The following is a 19,503-nucleotide window of genomic DNA, read 5'->3' as shown; positions in this document are numbered from 1 at the left end:
TTTTTATTACTAATATTATACCAAATTAGGCAATAGAGTTGTTTTATTATTTTGATAAATAAAAAGAAATAAATAGGCTGTCGAGGGTTTCTCGACAGCCTGAGAGTAGAGAAATCTACTCTTTTTTTATTTCTTACTTCATACTAGTACTTGGTACTAAAAAACTATGTAATAATTTCTGATTTTTTGTTATAATGGGGAAAATAAATAGAAAGTGGTGAAGGGATGATGAAGAGAGAGGATTTAATCGCACCGACGAAGTACAATATTGCGATGGAAGTGGAGAAGTTTGCCAACGATAAAAATAAAAAGGCATTAATTTGGTTGGACGAAAATGACAACAAAAAAGAAATCACTTATCAGGCATTATTACGGAACGTAAATAAAGTCGGGAATGTATTCTTGAATAGCGGACTAGAGAAAGGTGACAAAATCATCATCATCATGCCGCGCTTAATTGAAACTTATGAAGTTTATCTTGCTGCATTAAAAACGGGGATCATTATTATACCTAGCTCTGAGATGTTAAAAGCTAATGACTTGGAATATCGGATCAATCATGGAGAAGTAAGTGCAGTTGTGGCATTCCATGAATTTACCGAAGAAGTGAGTAAAGTATCAAACTTCGAACAGCTGAAAAAGTTTGTGGTCGGACAAGCAGTAGACGGCTGGGAATTTTTAGATGAGGCTAAATCATATGCTACAGAAGAATTGGAAATGGTCGATACATCAAAAGATGATATTGCATTTTTACCGTATACGTCCGGCACAACGGGGAATCCAAAGGGGGTCGTCCATACCCACGCTTGGGGATATGCCCACTTAAAAACTGCTCCTGAAAATTGGCTTGGAGTGGAAGAGGACGATTTAGTTTGGGCCACAGCCGGTCCAGGTTGGCAAAAATGGATTTGGAGCCCATTTCTATCGGTGTTGGGGTCGGGTGCCACAGGCTTTATTTATAGTGGAAGATTTGATCCAGAAAAATACTTACAACTCTTAGACGAACATGAGATTAATACACTTTGTTGTACACCAACGGAATATCGCCTGATGGCCAAGGTTGAGCATTTGGAAGATTATAAGCTCACTAACCTGAAAAGTGCTGTATCTGCAGGTGAACCGCTCAACGTGGAAGTGATCAATATATTCCGTAAGTATTTCGATATTACTGTACGAGACGGTTACGGACAAACCGAAAACACCTTGTTACTTGGAATAACAAAGGATATGGAAGTGAAACCAGGATCAATGGGTAAACCGACTCCAGGCAATGCGGTGGAAATTATCGATGAAGATGGGAACCCAGTTGCAGTAAATGAAATTGGGGATATTGCTCTTCCACTTGATAGTCCTGCGTTATTCCGTGAATATTATAAGGATAAGGAGCGGACGAAAGCCTCTCGCCGTGGCTCCTATTATATTACGGGGGACCAAGCACGCAAGGATGAGGATGGCTACTTCTGGTTTGAAGGCCGTAGAGACGACATTATTATTAGCTCAGGTTACACGATTGGGCCATTTGAAGTGGAAGACGCCCTCGTTAAGCATCCATACGTTCAAGAATGTGCAGTTGTAGCAAGTCCACATGAAGAACGAGGCAGTATAGTCAAAGCATTTGTCGTCTTGAAACAAAATGTCGATAAAAATGACCCTAACTTGATTAAACAGTTGCAGGATCATGTTAAAGAACAAACTGCACCATATAAATATCCGAGAGAAATTGAATTTATAGACCATTTACCAAAAACGACTTCTGGTAAAATTAGAAGAATCGAATTGCGTCAGCGTGAGTTGCAGAAAAATAAATAAAGGAAAAGCCGCTTATGTATGATAGACATAAGCGGCTTTTTTGTTTTTATATCTTATTCTTTGGGTATCCTAATAATAGAAAAACTTGAAGTGAGGGATTATGATGGATTCAAAAGACCGTATCAAACAGTTGATAAACGAGTTGACAGAGGAAGAAGCTGTAAGAGTCCTAAATTTCGCGTCGGAAGTAAAGGAAGCTAAAGAGAAAGAGATTGAGGAAGTTGCCCCTGTAGCATTTTGGGATAATGACGATAAAGTATGGAACGAAATCAGCAGATGAAAGTAAAGCATTCATCTGCTTTTTGTTGCGTTATCACGGCATTTGCCTAAAATAATTTAAAAAATCTAGGTAAAAGACTTGAAAGTCAAAGATAGTCAGAGTATAATAAAATTAAAGTCAAAGATAGTCAAAGTCAAATTGATAAATAAATATCAAGGAGGAATGTAAGATGAAATGTCAACATTGTGGTGAAAATAATGCGACCATTAATGCAGCAGTACATGTAAATGGTCAGCGGATGGAAATGCATCTTTGTAACTCCTGTTTAAATGAAATACAAAATAATATGATGAATCATGCGAATGATTTCTTTTCTAACTTTAATCAAGGATCAACTCCTTTTGAAAATAATCAATTCTTCCAACAAGGAGGCTCTGGCCGCCAAGCTGGAACCCGTACGAAGCAACGTGCAAACAAAGGCAAGGGATTGCTTGACCAATTAGGAAAGAACTTAACAGATTCTGCTCGAGCAGGAGAAATCGATCCGATTATTGGACGAGATCAAGAAATTAAAAGAGTAATTGAAACATTAAATAGAAGAAGTAAAAATAACCCAGTACTCATTGGGGAACCTGGTGTAGGTAAAACTGCAATCGCAGAAGGATTGGCACTTAAAATTGTCGAAGGTTCTGTACCATCAAAATTGCTTTCTAAAGAAGTGTATTTACTGGATGTAGCATCGTTAGTTGCTAACACAGGAATCCGAGGTCAGTTCGAGGAACGTATGAAAAAGCTGATCGCAGAGCTTCAGGAAAGAAAAGATGTCATCCTATTCATTGATGAGATCCATTTAATTGTCGGTGCTGGATCTACAGAAGGTTCTCAGATGGATGCAGGAAATATTTTAAAACCTGCACTTGCACGTGGTGAATTGCAATTGATCGGTGCTACGACTTTAAAAGAATATCGACAAATTGAAAAAGACCCAGCATTGGAACGCCGTCTACAACCAATTACTGTGAAAGAGCCGACAATTGAGCATACAATTGAGATTTTAAACGGTATTAAAGATCGCTACGAGCAATTCCATGAAGTGAACTATTCGGATGAAGTGGTTGAGTCGTTTGTAACATTATCAAATCGTTATATCCAAGATCGCTTCTTGCCTGATAAGGCGATAGACTTGATGGATGAGGTAGGATCACGCCTTAACTTGAAGAATTCACAACAAGATTCAACATCGCTTAAGAATCGACTAGATGAGATTGTGAAAGAAAAGCAGGAAGCTGCTGAACGTGAAGATTATGAACTTGCAGCAAATCTTCGTTACCAAGAAATTCAACTGCAAAAACAATTGGAAAAAGCGGATGACAGTGAAAAAGTGACGGATGTCTCTGTTCATGATGTTGAATTGATTGTTGAAGAAAAAACTGGTATTCCAGTAACGAAAATGCAAGCTGAAGAACAAAAACAAATGAAGAACTTAGCCGAAAACTTACGCGGTAAAGTTATTGGACAAGATGAAGCCGTTGATAAAGTTGCAAAAGCAATCCGCCGTAGCCGTGCAGGATTGAAGTCAAAAGAACGACCAATCGGTTCTTTCTTATTCGTCGGTCCAACTGGAGTTGGTAAAACGGAACTGACTAAAGTACTTGCAGAAGAATTATTCGGTAAACGTGATGCATATGTACGCCTCGATATGAGTGAATATATGGAGAAACATTCTGTATCTAAAATTATTGGTTCTCCTCCGGGATATGTTGGTCATGAAGAGGCTGGCCAATTAACCGAGAAAATACGCCGAAACCCATACTCCATCATCTTATTGGATGAAATTGAAAAAGCTCATCCTGATGTACAGAACATGTTCCTGCAAATTATGGAAGACGGTCATTTGACCGACTCACAGGGAAGAACAGTAAGCTTTAAAGAGTCTGTCATCATTATGACAAGTAACGCAGGAACGGGTACGAAGCGTGTGAATGTCGGTTTCAGTCAAACCCATGATGCTGTTTCAACACTAGAGAATTTAAGTGACTATTTCAAACCAGAGTTCTTAAACCGCTTTGATGCCATTGTAGAATTTAATGAGTTATCAAAAGAAAATCTATTGACTATCGTAGACTTGATGCTTAATGAACTACAAGAAGCTATCGAAGAAAATGATATTGAAATCATGATCACAGACGCTGCTAAACAACGACTAGTTGACCTTGGATATGATCCGCGCTTTGGTGCAAGACCATTACGCCGGGTAATCCAAGATAAAATCGAGGACCAGCTCACAGATCTAATTCTTGAGTCAGACTCTGTTGAGAAAGTCCAAGTAGACGTCGAAGAAGAAGAGATTGTTGTTAAACAAGTTTAAATCATAAACCGTCTGCAATATTGCAGACGGTTTTTTTTATGTTCATAAGCTTAGTTTTTTCGTACAAAATATAAAGAGTGAAACTAAAACGTGCTTTGACTGCCTAAATGAATTGGGTTCTTTCATCATTGGTCACTCATCGGTGCTCTAACCGCCCGAATGTAATGATTTCCCTGCTCTTCGGTCACTCATCGGTGCTCTAACTGCCCGAATGTGATGAATTCCCTGCTCTTCGGCCACTCATCGGTGCTCTAACCGCCCGAATGTGATGATTTCCCTGCTCTTCAGTCACTCATCTAGGCTCTAACCGCCCGAATGTGATGAATTCCCTGCTCTTCGGTCACTCATCGGTGCTCTAACCGCCCGAATGTGATGATTTCCCTGCTCTTCAGTCACTCATTGGTGCTCTAACCGCCCGAATGTAACGAACTACTTCCTTCTCGGTCGGTCATCAGTACGATGAAGACCTATATAAGTCCTGCTTCATCATTTTCGGTTGGTAAATGATAATCAATCATGTACATAAATACATCAAACAAAGGGTGTAACGTATGAAGAAGTTAATTCAGCTACTCATAATCATTTTAATCGTCATTCCGCACGTCACCTATACTTCAGCCAGTTCTCCCATGCGTGTCCACTTTATCGACGTTGGCCAGGGGGATAGTATGTTGATTGAAACACCTGAAGATAAGACGATTTTAATTGATGGGGGAGAGCCGAAAGAGGGGAAGCGGCTTGTAAAGTATCTAAAAAAACATGGTATAAAAACAATTGATTTGATGATAGCGACCCACCCGGATTTCGATCATATTGGTGGACTTATTGAAGTAATGAAGCATTTCCCTGTAAGTAAAGTATTGGAAAATGGAGAAATACGTCCAACTAATACGTATGCAAAGTATCGTTTGCAACTCTTTAAAGATGATATTCCAATCAAAATCGCGAAAGAGAACGAGAAAATCTCTGTAGAAGAAGAGGTCGAGCTTCATGTCCTTCATGCAGCTCAGAAGAATGCAGAGAATCCAAATGAATCGGCAATTGTCTTAAAGCTGACATATCATTCAATAGATTTCTTATTAATGAGTGATGTTGGTGCTGAGCAGGAGAAGGTGATTGCTGATAAATATAGTATTGAATCAGAAGTTTTAAAAGTAGCCCATCACGGATCAAGCTCCAGCAGCACGCTAGATTTTTTGAAACAGGCCAACCCTGAAGTTTCGATTATTACCTACAGTGTTGTAAATGATTATGGTCATCCTGTAAAACGCGTCATCAACAATTTATTAAAACTGGAGAGTCAAATTTTTTCTACTGCAGCCTATGGCAATATTATCGTGGAAACGGATGGAAATGATTATATTGTAGTTCCAGATATGCAACCGGTGGAAAGGCTCATTGAGCGATTAAATAAATAGAAATAATAGAAGTCAGCGGACAGCTGGCTTTTTTTACTTTTTCATTTGAATTCTAAAAATATAAACAAAAATATTCAGAAAACTATTGACAAAAATTCGTTTCAGTTATATGGTTAATTACATAAGTAACTAACCAATGAACGCAGGAGGTTGCAGATGAAAATTAAATTAGACGACACCAAACCGATCTTCCTCCAAATCAAAGAAATGCTTGAGGATTCAATTATTAGCAATACATTGAAGGAAGGAGATAGGGTGCCTTCAACAAATGAATTAGCAGCACATTATAAAATCAATCCGGCAACTGCTGCGAAGGGAATAAATGAATTGGTGGCAGAAGAAATTTTATATAAAAGAAGGGGTGTAGGAATGTTCGTTGCAGAGAATGCACGGAATATACTATTGGAGAAACATCAAGCCAATTTTTACGAGGAATATATCCGGCCACTGAAGCAAGCCGCACAGAAGCTGGATATCGATAAAGATGAATTATTGAAAATGTTACAACGGGAGGATAGCTGATGAAAATTGAAGTGAAAGAGTTAACGAAACGATATGGGGAAAAAGAAGCCTTGTCAAATCTTTCATTCACCTTAAATGAACCGAAAATTTATGGCTTATTGGGCAGAAATGGTGCAGGTAAAACAACTTTTATGGAAATATTAGCTGGACAAATTACGGCTACGAAGGGTGAGGTTCTAATCGATGGTGTCCGTCCGTTTGATAATCAACGGTTGATTGAATCCATTTGCCTTATCAAAGAGGGGAATAACTTCAAGAAGGATCTGAAAATCAAACACGTATTAAAAATCTATTCCTATTTTTATCCCACTTGGGATCAGGAACTTGCGGATAAATTAATTGATGAATATGGACTTGATAGGAATGCAAAAATAAAAACACTATCTAAAGGGATGGAATCTGCACTTGGAATCTCGGTCGGTTTGGCTAGTAAAGCACCTATCACTATTTTTGATGAACCGTATATTGGTCTGGATGCACCTTCACGTAAGAAATTCTATGAAATATTGCTTGAGGAGTTTCAGAATGAAAAACGAACAATTATCTTTTCTACGCATTTGATAGATGAAGTCAGTCTGTTGTTTGAGGAAGTGTTGATTATCCGGGAAGGGAAACTCGTTCTTCAGGAGGAGACGGATTCTCTAAGGCAAAGCATTATTTCTGTTTCAGGGCCTGTGGATGCAGTAAAGACGTATATTGAAAATAAAGAAACACTTGAGATAAAACAATTGGCGGGAATGATGAATGCTTATGTTTACGGAGAGAAGGAAGAGGCATTAGAGTATGGATTAGATGTAGAAGGTGTGCCGATACAGGAGTTAATGATCCATTTGACGGAAAGAAAGCGGGGGGCATAAAATGACGAGACAAGTGAAGGGATTGCTATTCTTTTTCTTATCTGACCTAAGACATTCGTTTACAATTTTTTGGTCGATTCTTCTGATTGCTTTAGCTCTTTCATTGGGGATAGCGTATTTACTGTTGGATGTGCAGGATGGTGTGTTCTTTTTTGGATTTCCTTTTGCAACATACATTAATGTCGGGATAGTCGGCTTTCTAATCGTGAAGGATTATATTCCTTTTTCGTTGAAGCTGGGAGCAGTCCGGAAAAATATTTTTGCTGCAGCTGGTGTATTATTTGTTTTGTATGGATTTATCATGGCCATGATTTCTAGTACCCTTCATTTCATCATTAATCTGATTATAGAAGCAGTTGGATTGCATTCATTCATGTTTTTGCATCCAGCACAATTAATTGGAAGTGATACATGGCTGACAAGAATTGCCGTAGATACGGTAATGATGTTTGGTGTTTTTGCTCTATTCTTTCTATTGGCCCTGTTGTTTTACCGTGGTGGCCTAATTATTGGTGGCAGTGTTGTCGGACTGATTGGCGTCACTTTACTATTTGGTATCGCGCAAGGATGGCTGTTTGAATTCTTTCTCAACTTGTACCACACCATTGATTATGTTTTCTTCGCTCAGGTATTTGGTATCAGTATACTGATTTATGGATTGACCTATTTTTTAGTGAGAGGGATAACGACAGTAAAGGCTTAATAAAAAACAGGAAGATGTACTCTTCCTGTTTTTTGTGGATTAAAGATATATGGATTTATCCCGCATGTTCTTTCGTACGGAATATATAAATACTCAGTAATAGTAGAATGAGACATGCAATAACCGTTGTCACAGCCGATCCAATTAAAGAGCTTGATATTTCACCGGTGTGTAGAAACTCAAATGAATGATTGGAAATATTAGAAGGGCTGTAGCTTAACTTTTCTCCAAACAGGCTTGATCCAACGCTTATTAAAATTATGGTTGCTATTGTACTGAATGTGACAAGACCAGATGATTTGAAGATTGTATTATAAAAAATGGATACGGTCAGTACGAGTGTCAGCCAAAGCCCATATAATGCTGTCATTACAAGAAAATCACCGATGGGGATGGTATCATATAAAATGCCGATATAATACCAAGCGAACAGCATTGCTAACACATAAGATGCTATAATGAGGACGAGAAGTGCTGCCCATTTACTAAGGATATATGCTGGGTAGGCTACTGGTTTTACAAGTATCAATTCAGCAATTCCGGATTTTCGTTCTCCTGCAATTGTTCCCATGGAGATAAGAGCAATAATTAAAACACCTAGGCTGCTAAGTTGACTGATGCTCATTTGAATTGCATCAATTCCAGTGAATTCTGGCATTTGGAATACAGCACCTTCAGGTAATCCGCCTACCTTATCGAGAATTTGCGGAAGGTAATAATTCATCACTGGGTCCATGACAGCGATGAGGATGAGTACGAGAGGCACCCAAATCCATTTCCGATCACGGAAGTGTCCAACCATTTCATTTTTGAAAAGAGTTTTCCATTGTCTCATTTCTTCACCGCCTTCATGAACATTTCTTCAAGTGAAGCTCGATTGAGATGAAATTCAACGAGTGGCCAATTTTCCTCTGTGGCTGCTTTGAGAACTTCGTATCTAACTTTACTGATATCTGCTGCCGGAATTTTAATTGTATTGCGATCGAGATAACTGGAAGTTCCACTTGGTAAAGCTCGTAATTTCTCCAAATACTGTTCTGGATTATCTTGAAATTCGAGTTCTATAACCGAAGTTTGATATTTCTTCCGTAACTCGAGAATGGAGCCAGCTTCAATGATTTCCCCTTTATGCAGCAGTAGAAGGTCATCACATACCTCTTCGGCATCATTTAAAATATGAGTTGAGAAGAGGATGGTCATTTCTTCCTTTAACTTTTCAAGTAATGTCAATACTTCTCTTCTTCCAATCGGATCCAATGACGAAACTGGTTCGTCGAGTAAAAGTAATTTTGGGGAATGAATAATTGCTTGGGCAATTCCAAGACGTTGCTTCATTCCACCAGAATATCCACCGATAGGTTTATTCCATGCATCTTTGATTCCTACTTCTTCCACAAGCTTTTCTGCCCGCTCTTCTGCTTCTTTCTTCGATAAATATGCGAGTTCTCCGCTGAATATCAGAAATTCCTTCGCTGTCATCCAACTTGGGAAGACGGGATATTGTGGCAGATAACCAATAAATTTCCGTAAATCTGCGTTAGCCGGCTGACCAGAAAATCGAATCTTGCCCTCCGTTGGCTTTAATAATCCGGCAAGTATTCGTAAAATCGTTGTTTTTCCGGCTCCATTCGGTCCAATTAAAGCGATGCATTTACCTGAAGTAAGGGAAAAATCCACCCCTCGTACAGCAGTATAATCTTTATACGTTTTCTTTAAAGATGTGGCGGAAAGCAGGTTCATGGATTATCTTCTCCTTCCGAAAATAAAGTAGAGAATCGGTCCGATAATATTTATGAACACGATGACTACAAACCAAACCCAGCGGTTACCCCGGACATTTTCTCCTTGCTTTGCCCAATCGAGAATACCGACAATCAGTAAAATCCCTTGTATAAAAAATAATGGTAATATTAATTGCCAATTAATAGCTAAAGATTCCATGTTAGTTCCCTCCAATTGATTAGCTTAATAAAACAGGAATAAGAAATGCGAGACCAAGAATGATGATTAGGATAATCCATCCATGTGGCCGTGCCATATTTATAGTCCAGCCAATTCCGAATCTCTTTTCAAGGAAGACTGCCGGGTCCTCCTTGTTGAAATAAAATACTCCAAGTTTCCAATAGCGATCGTCATCGCGATTAATTTGTGTACCACCAGGTCCGGTAACATGATAGAGTCGGCTTCCACCTTGCCCAAGTTTGAAGCTGAGATAGATGGCATAGATGATGATAGCTATGTTGAAAATTAGTGAGATGGTAACTACCAGTTTTTTATTGACTGGATGGAACATCGCTATCTGGACAAATGTAAGTAATGCAATGATGCCATTCCCGGTGATGATGAGAAATAGGGACCAACGTTTCCGGAAAATCGAATTTCGCTTCAATGACAGTTTCGGATTGGACTGGTCGATTTGTTGTTTTGCAAGTTGTATCATGCTGTTTGAAAATATAAAGACTCCAATCAGAAAAAATTGGAATGCAGGCACCATAAGAATAGAAAGATAGGATTTTTCTGCTGATCTTGTCACTTCACCAGAAAAGCTATATTGCATTGGTATTTGATCCGGCAGCAAATGGTAATTGATTATACTATAAATAATCAGTCCAACCGTAAGGAAGAGAGAAATAAGGAACCATAAGTTGGAGTAGGTCAGTTTCTCTTTTCGGAAAGCGGTACTAATGACGACCTCTTGTGTTTCATCGGCACTCCATGCACTTGCTACTTTAATTTTCTTCATTCTTTTGTGGAAGATAAGGTAAATGATAGCAGTTACGATAAAGTAGAAAAGTATGGTGATAGTCAGCAGAATAGTTGCCTGAGCTTCATCGGCCCCCATACTTAAGAATAAAAAAAGTAGGGTGAGCAAAAGTGCAAGCAGGCTTGTCGATTGCACGTATTTTTTCCTGAGACGCTTTAGTAATGGGCTATGATAAACTTCTTCCGGAATCGTAACTCCGAAACTTTCTGTTCTTCTAGTCCAGTAAGGGATAAATATAGTTGCAAGATAACTGGGAATGAGGATCAGCAGTGCGATCAAGGGAAACCAATTATTCATGTTGTTCACCTTCTTTATTTAAAATCTGTAAGTATATCTCATCGCTTAGTTCTTTAAACTCATCGATGGTGAGGTTATGACAAATGCTTGCTGCAAGCAGAGGTCTTAATTCTTCTTTGAGTGAGTTGATATAATTTTCGTCTGCTGGAAGGAATCCATCTGGGTGAATAATGACCCCGCGCTTTCTATGGATTTGGATGTATCCTTCCTGTTTTAATTGCTGGTAGACTTTGTTTACGGTATGAACATTTATGCCAATATCAGCGGCAAGGGAGCGGACAGATGGCAAATCATCCCCAGGCTGCAATTCTTTTCTGGCGATACCTTCAATAATTTGCTCTTTGAGCTGAATATAAATTGGTTTATCAGCGGCCATATCCATTTTGATAAACATAAACACACCTTCTTTCTATACAGGCAAGATGTTGTATTTGTTCTATTAGTAGTATAACAGACAAATTGTTGAAGTACAATAGGAAATTATGAGGCAATAGCATATTTCTTCAATAGAAAAAAACCAAAGCAATTCCTTATCAAAAGAATCACTTTGGTTTGTTAAGTTTTTATAGTTAATATTTAAAAGCTGATCGCACTAACTTATGAAACAACTTCTCCAGTCATAGGTGCTTCCACATGGGAGAACTGTTTATAAGAAAGGTAGTTTTCTTTCGTAATGACAAACAAATCATAGATTTCTTCTTCTGGATTGACCTTGGAAAAGACTCCAGGATAGGTTTCATTAGCCAATGCGATATAAGGGAGCTTCAACACTGCTTTCAATGAGCGGATGTTGGTCTTCCGTACTTTCATGAATATGCCATCAATCCCTTGGGTGAGGAATAATTCATCAAAGAACATATCTTTAGCCTGGCGGTTGTATCCTTTGCCAAAATAAGGTTTACCAATCCATGTAGCGAGAAATCCGTAATTTTCTTCAATATCGAACAAATTAATCGTTCCTATTGGCTGCTGGAACTCATCAAGAATAGTTCTAGAAATCAATTCACGATTTTGCTCCGCTTCAATCGTCTGCTTCGTTAAAAAATATAATTCATCTAATGTGTTGGCTTTTTGTCTAACATAGGGAAATACTTCGGGATGTGTCATCAACTCATACAGTACAGGCACCTCATGTAATTCACGCAATTTTAGCATAAAAAAACCCTCCTTTTTCCAGGTGGGTATATTTCCTAAGGCGCACTAGTGGTCCCAGTTGGAAACCTACCCACGAATTTTTATTCAAGATCGAAAAAACTAAAGATTGATCAACAAAAATTCGGGGTGGGAATCGAACCCACTAGAACCAGTACATATATGCTGGTGGCGCACCATTTGCCTTCCCTATTTAATTTCAACTAACGTTTGGAGACTTCCTAATCGTCATCTCTTTTCTGCAGTTTGTAATTAATTTCTTAACTCATTTTACACTGGTTTCTCGAAAATGTGAATGGGTTTTTTAAAATATTTTATTAAAATTTTTTTAGGGAAAAACACATCAAATTCATTGCCTTTTATATGTGAAAATTGTTATTATATTAAGTCATTTAAGGCATGGAAAAGCTTCGGATATTGAAAAGAAAATCCATTGTCTTCAGCCTGTTTTGGATAAGCGAATTGGCCCTCGGTGATTAGTGTGGACATTTCCCCCATAGCGAGTTTGATAAAAAGTTTAGGGGCTGGAAACCAGTATGGGCGGTTATAACTTTTCGCCATAAGCCGATAAAAATCTTTATTGCGTTTCGGCTCAGTCGCTGTAACATTGACAGGACCTTGCATTCTTTCATTAAAAATGCAGAATTCCAGTAAATTTACGGCATCATCTATATGAATCCACGATATCCATTGCTCTCCATCACCGATACTTCCTCCGACAAACAGTTTAACAGGTAAAGCCATGAGAGGAAAAGATCCTTCTTTTCTGCCAAGTATAATTCCAAATCGCGCATAAATCGTGCGGATTCCCATTTTTTCAATTGTCTTTGCGGTATCTTCCCAATCTACAACGACAGAGCTTAAAAAATCCTTTCCTGGTTTTTCGGTATTCTCCGTAAAAATTATCTCAGTAGATGTTCCATAATATCCGACAGCAGAACCATTAATGAAAACTTTTGGCTTCTCATTCAGTTTACTTACTAATTCAATGAGGTTTTTTGTTGCCTCTATTCTGCTCTGACGGATTTTCTTTTTCTTTTCCTCTGTCCAATAGCCGAATAAAGATTCTATAAATTGCTGGAAAATCTTGGACATCGTCTTGATAAGATAGATAGGTGACATGTTTTGTGTTTTTATGTGATTGGGGTGATCGAGTAACGACAAAGACATGATGTCCTTTTGTTATTAATTTTGCAGTCAAGTGTTTACCGATAAATCCGGTACCACCGGTTATTAGAAAATTCATGGTATCCCTCCGGAAGTCTTTATGATTCGTCTTTGATTTCATTTTATTATATAGGATAAGTATTAGTTGTATACAGGCATTCATGATAATATGGTAGGGAAGGGGTGAATGGTTTTGAAAAAAATTACCCGGATTACCGTTCAACAGAAAAATAAGAATCGGTATAATATTTTCCTTGCTGATGAGTATGCATTTAGTGTCGATGAAGCAATTCTTATTGAATTTGGTCTCCGCAAAGGTCTTGAATTAGATGAAGCGGCAATCAATAAAATTGTCCAAAAAGAGAAGCTGTACCAATTCTATACCCAATCGATCAACTATTTAAGCTATCGAATGCGGACGAAAAAGGAAGTTTATGATTACTTAAAGAAAAAAGAAGTAGAACCTGAATACATAGATGAAATCATTGACCGGTTAACAAAGGAAAAACTGCTTGATGACCGGGAATTTGCAGAAGCTTTTGTTCGGACAAGAATCAACACATCGACGAAAGGACCGAAAGTAATAGCTCAAGAGTTGAGGGAAAAAGGAGTAAGTGCAAAGATAGTTGCAGACGTTTTGGAACTGTATACTACAGAGAAACAATTTGATAAAGTGTATAAGATTATGGAAAAAAAGCTGCGCCAATCGTCCAAGCATGCGTTCCGCAAACGGTTGGAGCAGATACAAGTGAATCTAATGCAAAAAGGATTCTCCCGGGAGATCATTCAAGAAGTTGCTGTTAATTTTTCAGACCAAAAGGATGCAGATGCTGAATGGGAAGCGTTAGTCTTTCAAGGAGAGAAGCTTTTGCGAAAATATCAGAACAAGTTTTCGGGCTTCGAATTAAGGAATAAATTGACAGAGGGACTTTATCGGAAGGGTTTTTCCTTTGATTTAATACAGCGTTTCATTCAAGAAAGCTTAGAGCAGGAATGAATTTTTGTTGGGGCGGGTCTCGTGTATTCCATTCCCGGTTAAAAATTGATAAGCTAGAGGAAGAATGGGGGATAAAAAATGACATATCGTTATAGCGATTATTCAGTGGAACAATTATATAAAGAAATAAGCGAGCTGAAGGAGAAAGCTCAGAGGGCAGAGCAGCTTGGTAATATTTCCGAGGTGCAGATCAATGAAAGAAAAATGCAGGTGGCAATTTCATATACAATGAATCCAGACGATTTCAAAGCTGGTGAAATTTATCAATTCAAAATGGAGCCTGGCTTCCGTTTCAAAATTGATTATATTAATGGCGTGTTTGCATGGGGATATCGAATCAATTTATTGGACGAGCAGTATGAAGAAATTGAAGCACTGCCGATTGCATTATTAGGTAAAAAAGTAAATTAAATCCGAAAGCTGAAGTGCCTTTACAGGCTAAGGCGATGAAGTTGGAAACAAAAAAGAACAGCAGGGGATGCCTGCTGTTCTTGTCTTTATACAAAATCACTCGCATATAGTTTTCGTTGTAATTTATGTTCCGAGAATATCCAACCTGTATAGGAACTGATAATTTCGAGTTCGGGACTAATTTTTACTACAGCCACAAATGGATAGTAGTCATTTGAACGATATCTCAGATCGATAAGCCGAACTTCCGTATAATTGTCGAATTCATTGATCTCCCAGCGGTATACCGGTGAAAAATTCAAGAAGGCCGCTATATTGTCATCGGTCTTAGCGACGTCAATAATTGGCAGATCCGGTAAAGGGATTTTCTTAAACTCATCGACAATTTCAATATGGCGATTTTCCACTTTTCCTACATAGAAACGTTCTTTTGTAGTGATTGCCACACGCCAATAATTTTGTTTTAAAGTTGGTGAAGTGGCAATTTCTAACGTATCAGGGAAATGTTCCTTGATCTTGTTTACAATTTCCCGTTTGTCCAAATATCGTTTAATATAGTATAGGATAATCACTGAGTAGATCGTAATCCAAGTATAGGCCGGATTTGCACCAAGTGTCCATGCAATAATCCCAACTACATTCAAAGAAAAAATATAAGGATCGAAAGTGTTGATGAAGCCCTTTGCTATCCATTTACTGGAGAAGGGTCTTAGTGCTTGTGTGCCATAAGCGTTAAACAAATCCACTGTCACATGAATAATGACAGCAAGAAATGTCCAAAGCCATAGATGGAGGAAACTCACTTCTGGGGCGAATAAATAGATCACTCCAGACACAAGGAGCCCCCACATGATGATGGCAGGGATCGAATGGCTTGCACCACGGTGATGCCTGATATACGTTGCATTATCTTTCATTTTAAATACGGTATCGAAGTCTGGTGCATGCGACCCAACTATCGTTCCAATTAAAACGGCATTAAACAATGCCGGATCACTTTGCACAACAGGATCTAATGTGGCAAGTCCTGCGAGTGAAACTCCCATAACGATATGCGTTGCGGTATCCATCGTATTGGACACTTCCTATCTTATATGATTATCACGGTCCAGCCTCCGTAAGACAGAGAGCGTAGAAAAAACCATGATGGAAAAAGCGTTCATATATATTTATTGTACCAAAAGAAGGTGAAGTTTTGATAAAAGACATATTACAGAATTTTAACATAGAAGCATTTCAGAAGGAAATTCTTAACTGGTATCAAGAAAATAAGCGGGCCCTCCCATGGCGTGAAACAAGTGACCCTTACTATATATGGATATCCGAAATCATGCTTCAACAAACCAAAGTTGATACAGTTATTCCTTATTTTAATCGGTTTATCGATAAATATCCAGACCTTTACTCATTGGCAAATGCTCCAGAAGAGGAAGTATTAAAAGTATGGGAAGGATTAGGCTTTTATTCGAGGGCGAGGAATTTGCACACGGCAGTCCGTGAAGTCGTGGAAAACTACGATGGAAAAGTTCCTGATACAAAGGATGAATTAGGAAAATTAAAAGGTGTTGGACCGTATACTCAAGGTGCGATTCTTTCGATTGCCTTCAATCAGCCTGAGCCTGCTGTAGATGGAAATGTTATGCGGGTGTTCTCTCGATTGTTATTAATTAATGATGATATAGCACGTGCTAGAACAAAGAAATATTTTGAGCAGATTGTTGCCGAAGTCATATCGAAAGAAGATCCATCATCCTTCAATCAAGCGATTATGGATCTTGGTGCGACAATTTGTACACCGAAATCTCCTGCTTGTTTAATTTGCCCGGTCCAGGAACACTGTAGAGCCTTTGAAGTAGGTGCGCAAGCTGAATTACCGGTGAAAACAAAAGCAAAGAAACAGAAGTCAATTCATTATGCGGCATTGATCATCAGAAATCAGGAAGGCAAGTATTTGATTGAGAAAAGACCGGAAGAAGGCTTGCTTGCCAATATGTATCAATTCCCGATGGTCCCATTAGAAGAGGTAAAGCTTGAAGACATACCTGCATGGTTTTATAAGAAATATGGTGTGCAACTACAAATGGGTGTGCAAAGTGGTGATTTGAAGCATGTATTCAGTCATTTGATCTGGAACATCGATATTCATTCGGCTGAGGTGAATGATACGGAAGTAAAGGATTCAAGTTTACGTATCGTCGACTTGGAGGAGATGAAAAATTTACCTTTTCCAGTGTCGCATCTTCGAATAAGAAAAGGTTTAGAGTAGGCAAGCTTTTACCAAGTTTTATTAAAAATACTTAAAATATCCTCCGTATAGCTTCTTCGTAAATGGTTAAATTATAGTTACGGAGGTGATATCAATGGCGAAAAAATCACAAGCAGGTACTAACGTGCAAAAAGTGAGACAACAAAACCAAATGTCTAAGCAAGGTCAATACGAGACTGAGTTTGCTTCTGAAACGGATGCGCAAGAGGTAAGACGTCAGAACCAAAAGTCTAAACAAGGCCAAGGACAAAGTCAAGGTCAATATGGGACTGAGTTTGCTTCTGAAACGGATGCGCAAGAAGTAAGACGTCAGAACCAAAAGTCTCAACAAAATAAAAAGTAACAACATACAAAAGAGCTTCCTGACTAGTGGGAAGCTCTTTTTACTTTATTTACTAGCAAGGTGACTATCTAGTGGTGAAATTTCTCTATAGTATTACATTTCGAAAAAGACTATTTCAAAGATTTTACTCGACTTTTAATACTCGAAAGTTCTGGGTAGTAGAAAATGCTCGATTAAAACAGTATGCAAAATATATCTGCATATTGCAGAACAGGTGGGACAAGAGTGAAAGGATGCTGCTTTATGATAACCCGAAATTAAATGTAAACATATAGAAGCAATGGGAAACCTTTGCACAGTGTTTCTTTGGTAACAAATATACAGCTATATGATGAATATCATAATGTGGCAACCTGGAATAATTGTATATCAACGGATATGCAAATCATCCTTTTCTTCGACATTTTTAGCAAATTCCATGAAGAAGCAGGCGCTAACGTGGCGGGGTCATAAGACTTATTTTTTATTATGGGGTGAGGAGAATTTTCTGTTGGTTGCAACAGAATTATTTTTAGGTAATTTTTACCAATGAATTCTAATAGTTTGCACTTCGAATGTAATGAAATTTACTGGCATGTTGGCTTGTAATTCACAAATAGGTACTATTCGAGAGCTAGAGACGATTTATGGTATAGGAATAAAGACAATTAGAGTTTACGATTCGAATGAACTAGAAAGCGTGAGCCTGTCGAAGCAGGTCGGATTATATAGAGAAAATAAGTTTTATAGTCTAATAGTGAAAACACAGGGTATCATTCACTATATCTATGTTCCTATGATATTGCTATGCTCTGTTTTTCTCTCTAATCGATATTGGATTTTTATTTTTTGTTATGCTACATTGTCATAAAATAGTTGATTTTATTAGAAGGAGCGTTTCACTTTTGTTACAAAAATTTAACATTGACCGGATTTTTATGTTATGAAAAGCGAACAATCCTTTTATATCCGGCAAACACAATATATTAATTTTATTTAAAGGCAGCATTTGCTTTTGACACAATATTGACATAATTTTGAGACTATGAATATACTCTAGTTGATTATTTACTGTAAAGCAAATGAAGTTACTTAAGGAGGTTATCCAGATGAATAAAGTTAAAGTCGTCTTATATACGCAGGATACTGTCTATGCGGAATATTTTTCCAACTTTATGAGAAATCCTTCGAACAGTTCGAAGTTCTCGACAAAGATTTTCACGGATGAAGCTGCTTTCAAAAATAATATCCGTAACCAAAAACAGCATATCTTGTTGACGGATGCGAATCTGGAAGAATCAGACAAAAGCAATTTTGATAAAGTGATTATCATTACGGAAGATAAATCAAATGCAGCTGAGCATGATCTGTATGTATTTAAATATCAACCGCTCAATGAATTATTATCACAAGTACTATCCATTTATTATGAAAGTAACGGCAGGATTGAGAAATCATTTTATCAGGAAAACAAGGAGACGGTCGTCAGTTTTTACAGTGGAAGTGCTGGTACGGGTAAAACGATACTCTCCCTATCCCTTGCAAAAAATTTGACGATGCAGAATAAGCGTGTGTTTTATATAAGTCTGGAACAATTACATACTACATATCTATTTTTCAAAGAGCCGAAAGTGTCTTCTGCGGAAGTGTTCTACTACTTAAAAAATAATACAGATCGTTTGATTTCAAAAATAGAAGCATTGAAATCACATGATGCCTTAACTAATATTGATTACTTCACTTTTCCAGTTCTGCCTGAAGAAATGGAAATGCTGACGGCGTCTGATGTAAAAACATTGGTAAGTGCTCTAAAAGCAATGCAGGAATATGATTATATCATTATAGATTTAGATGCTTCATTGCATGAACGCAATACTGCTGCAATGGAGATTAGTGATGAAGTTTTCTGGATTTTAAGTTCGAGTGAGACGAGTATGGCAAGAACGAAGTATATATTGGATAACGATCTTATTGGTAACGACATCGATAAGACAAAACTGCATTATATCCTAAACAAAGTTCCTTCAAACTTATTCAGTAATTTTGATAGTTATAATTTCAGTATTGAAGCAAGTATTCCTTTCTTTTCATCCTGGATGGAGATGGATGAGCAGCAGAAGGTCCTCGGAGACACCGAGATTGGGGAGAAGCTTGCCCAATTATTTATAACAAATCAAGAATTGTTTAGGCAGGTGGACTTTGTTGAAAACTGATGATCTGAAAATTAAAA

The 19,503-nt window shown here is 37.9% G+C and carries 20 protein-coding genes and 1 pseudogene; 12 read left to right on the top strand and 9 right to left on the bottom strand.

Going from position 1 to position 19,503, the window contains the following annotated elements; translation table 11 throughout:
- Nucleotides 1–228 precede the first annotated feature (228 nt).
- From mbcS to ACFSBH_RS06420, 7 genes are all read left to right on the top strand, one after another.
- Nucleotides 229–1,809, top strand: coding sequence for an acyl-CoA synthetase MbcS (gene mbcS / locus ACFSBH_RS06450; protein ID WP_251512031.1), 1,581 nt, complete (start codon nucleotides 229–231; stop codon nucleotides 1,807–1,809).
- Between the two features lie 103 nt (nucleotides 1,810–1,912).
- Nucleotides 1,913–2,089: a hypothetical protein gene (locus ACFSBH_RS06445; RefSeq protein WP_251511958.1), complete on the top strand. Its 177-nt coding sequence runs from the start codon at nucleotides 1,913–1,915 to the stop codon at nucleotides 2,087–2,089.
- A 169-nt stretch (nucleotides 2,090–2,258) separates the two neighbouring features.
- Complete coding sequence (locus ACFSBH_RS06440) at nucleotides 2,259–4,397, top strand: ATP-dependent Clp protease ATP-binding subunit (protein ID WP_251511961.1); 2,139 nt, start codon at nucleotides 2,259–2,261, stop codon at nucleotides 4,395–4,397.
- 551 nt (nucleotides 4,398–4,948) lie between these two features.
- Complete coding sequence (locus tag ACFSBH_RS06435) at nucleotides 4,949–5,815, top strand: ComEC/Rec2 family competence protein (protein ID WP_251511964.1); 867 nt, start codon at nucleotides 4,949–4,951, stop codon at nucleotides 5,813–5,815.
- Nucleotides 5,816–5,971: 156 nt separating this feature from the next.
- Nucleotides 5,972–6,337, top strand: a complete 366-nt coding sequence (locus ACFSBH_RS06430) for a GntR family transcriptional regulator (RefSeq protein ID WP_251511967.1) — start codon at nucleotides 5,972–5,974, stop codon at nucleotides 6,335–6,337.
- Complete coding sequence (locus tag ACFSBH_RS06425) at nucleotides 6,337–7,194, top strand: ABC transporter ATP-binding protein (RefSeq protein WP_251511970.1); 858 nt, start codon at nucleotides 6,337–6,339, stop codon at nucleotides 7,192–7,194. Before ACFSBH_RS06430 ends, ACFSBH_RS06425 begins: the two co-directional genes overlap by 1 nt.
- 1 nt (nucleotide 7,195) lies before the next feature.
- Nucleotides 7,196–7,897 carry a hypothetical protein gene (locus ACFSBH_RS06420; RefSeq protein ID WP_251511973.1) on the top strand — a complete coding sequence of 234 codons (702 nt, stop codon included), beginning with the start codon at nucleotides 7,196–7,198 and terminating at the stop codon, nucleotides 7,895–7,897.
- A gap of 55 nt (nucleotides 7,898–7,952) precedes the next feature.
- Here ACFSBH_RS06420 and ACFSBH_RS06415 read toward each other — a convergent pair whose 3' ends face one another.
- The 8 genes and pseudogenes from ACFSBH_RS06415 to ACFSBH_RS06380 all read right to left on the bottom strand — a co-directional run.
- Nucleotides 7,953–8,732, bottom strand: coding sequence for an ABC transporter permease (locus tag ACFSBH_RS06415; protein ID WP_379596627.1), 780 nt, complete (start codon nucleotides 8,730–8,732; stop codon nucleotides 7,953–7,955).
- Nucleotides 8,729–9,637: an ABC transporter ATP-binding protein gene (locus ACFSBH_RS06410; RefSeq protein WP_251511977.1), complete on the bottom strand. Its 909-nt coding sequence runs from the start codon at nucleotides 9,635–9,637 to the stop codon at nucleotides 8,729–8,731. Before ACFSBH_RS06410 ends, ACFSBH_RS06415 begins: the two co-directional genes overlap by 4 nt.
- Nucleotides 9,638–9,640: 3 nt before the next feature.
- On the bottom strand, nucleotides 9,641–9,838 hold the full coding sequence (locus ACFSBH_RS06405; RefSeq protein ID WP_251511979.1) for a PLD nuclease N-terminal domain-containing protein: 198 nt from the start codon (nucleotides 9,836–9,838) through the stop codon (nucleotides 9,641–9,643).
- A gap of 19 nt (nucleotides 9,839–9,857) precedes the next feature.
- Nucleotides 9,858–10,958, bottom strand: a complete 1,101-nt coding sequence (locus ACFSBH_RS06400) for a DUF1648 domain-containing protein (RefSeq protein ID WP_251511982.1) — start codon at nucleotides 10,956–10,958, stop codon at nucleotides 9,858–9,860.
- The gene (locus tag ACFSBH_RS06395; protein WP_251511984.1) at nucleotides 10,951–11,352 is read right to left on the bottom strand and encodes a GntR family transcriptional regulator; all 402 of its coding nucleotides are present in this window, start codon (nucleotides 11,350–11,352) and stop codon (nucleotides 10,951–10,953) included. Before ACFSBH_RS06395 ends, ACFSBH_RS06400 begins: the two co-directional genes overlap by 8 nt.
- Before the next feature lie 203 nt (nucleotides 11,353–11,555).
- Nucleotides 11,556–12,113 carry a GNAT family N-acetyltransferase gene (locus tag ACFSBH_RS06390; protein WP_251511986.1) on the bottom strand — a complete coding sequence of 186 codons (558 nt, stop codon included), beginning with the start codon at nucleotides 12,111–12,113 and terminating at the stop codon, nucleotides 11,556–11,558.
- A gap of 375 nt (nucleotides 12,114–12,488) precedes the next feature.
- The gene (locus tag ACFSBH_RS06385) at nucleotides 12,489–13,232 is read right to left on the bottom strand and encodes a TIGR01777 family oxidoreductase (protein WP_379596623.1); all 744 of its coding nucleotides are present in this window, start codon (nucleotides 13,230–13,232) and stop codon (nucleotides 12,489–12,491) included.
- A gap of 37 nt (nucleotides 13,233–13,269) precedes the next feature.
- Nucleotides 13,270–13,356: pseudogene (locus ACFSBH_RS06380) on the bottom strand (GDP-mannose 4,6-dehydratase); the annotation flags it as partial.
- 108 nt (nucleotides 13,357–13,464) lie between these two features.
- On the opposite strand from ACFSBH_RS06380, the gene recX reads away from it, so the two are divergent.
- Together recX and ACFSBH_RS06370 are read left to right on the top strand one after the other, a co-directional pair.
- Nucleotides 13,465–14,274 carry a recombination regulator RecX gene (gene recX, locus ACFSBH_RS06375; RefSeq protein WP_349774314.1) on the top strand — a complete coding sequence of 270 codons (810 nt, stop codon included), beginning with the start codon at nucleotides 13,465–13,467 and terminating at the stop codon, nucleotides 14,272–14,274.
- Between the two features lie 78 nt (nucleotides 14,275–14,352).
- Complete coding sequence (locus ACFSBH_RS06370; RefSeq protein WP_251511992.1) at nucleotides 14,353–14,685, top strand: YfhH family protein; 333 nt, start codon at nucleotides 14,353–14,355, stop codon at nucleotides 14,683–14,685.
- A gap of 86 nt (nucleotides 14,686–14,771) precedes the next feature.
- Here ACFSBH_RS06370 and ACFSBH_RS06365 read toward each other — a convergent pair whose 3' ends face one another.
- On the bottom strand, nucleotides 14,772–15,755 hold the full coding sequence (locus ACFSBH_RS06365; RefSeq protein WP_251511995.1) for a metal-dependent hydrolase: 984 nt from the start codon (nucleotides 15,753–15,755) through the stop codon (nucleotides 14,772–14,774).
- Nucleotides 15,756–15,880: 125 nt separating this feature from the next.
- Between ACFSBH_RS06365 and mutY the strand changes: the two genes are divergently transcribed.
- The 3 genes from mutY (at nucleotide 15,881) to ACFSBH_RS06350 (ending at nucleotide 19,486) form a co-directional block, all read left to right on the top strand.
- Nucleotides 15,881–16,951 (top strand): A/G-specific adenine glycosylase, encoded by a 1,071-nt coding sequence (gene mutY / locus ACFSBH_RS06360; protein WP_285853557.1) that lies wholly within the window; start codon nucleotides 15,881–15,883, stop codon nucleotides 16,949–16,951.
- Nucleotides 16,952–17,045: 94 nt separating this feature from the next.
- Entirely contained in the window at nucleotides 17,046–17,294 is a 249-nt protein-coding gene (locus ACFSBH_RS06355; RefSeq protein ID WP_251511997.1) for a gamma-type small acid-soluble spore protein, read from the top strand.
- 1,088 nt (nucleotides 17,295–18,382) lie between these two features.
- Nucleotides 18,383–19,486: an AAA family ATPase gene (locus ACFSBH_RS06350; protein ID WP_251511999.1), complete on the top strand. Its 1,104-nt coding sequence runs from the start codon at nucleotides 18,383–18,385 to the stop codon at nucleotides 19,484–19,486.
- Nucleotides 19,487–19,503: the final 17 nt, after the last annotated feature.

The organism is Oceanobacillus luteolus (genome assembly GCF_042678205.1).
In the GTDB taxonomy this organism is placed as follows: domain Bacteria; phylum Bacillota; class Bacilli; order Bacillales; family Amphibacillaceae; genus Oceanobacillus; species Oceanobacillus luteolus.
The sequence above is the reverse complement of the archived record's forward strand: the minus strand, read 5'-3'. Positions and strand labels throughout refer to the sequence as shown.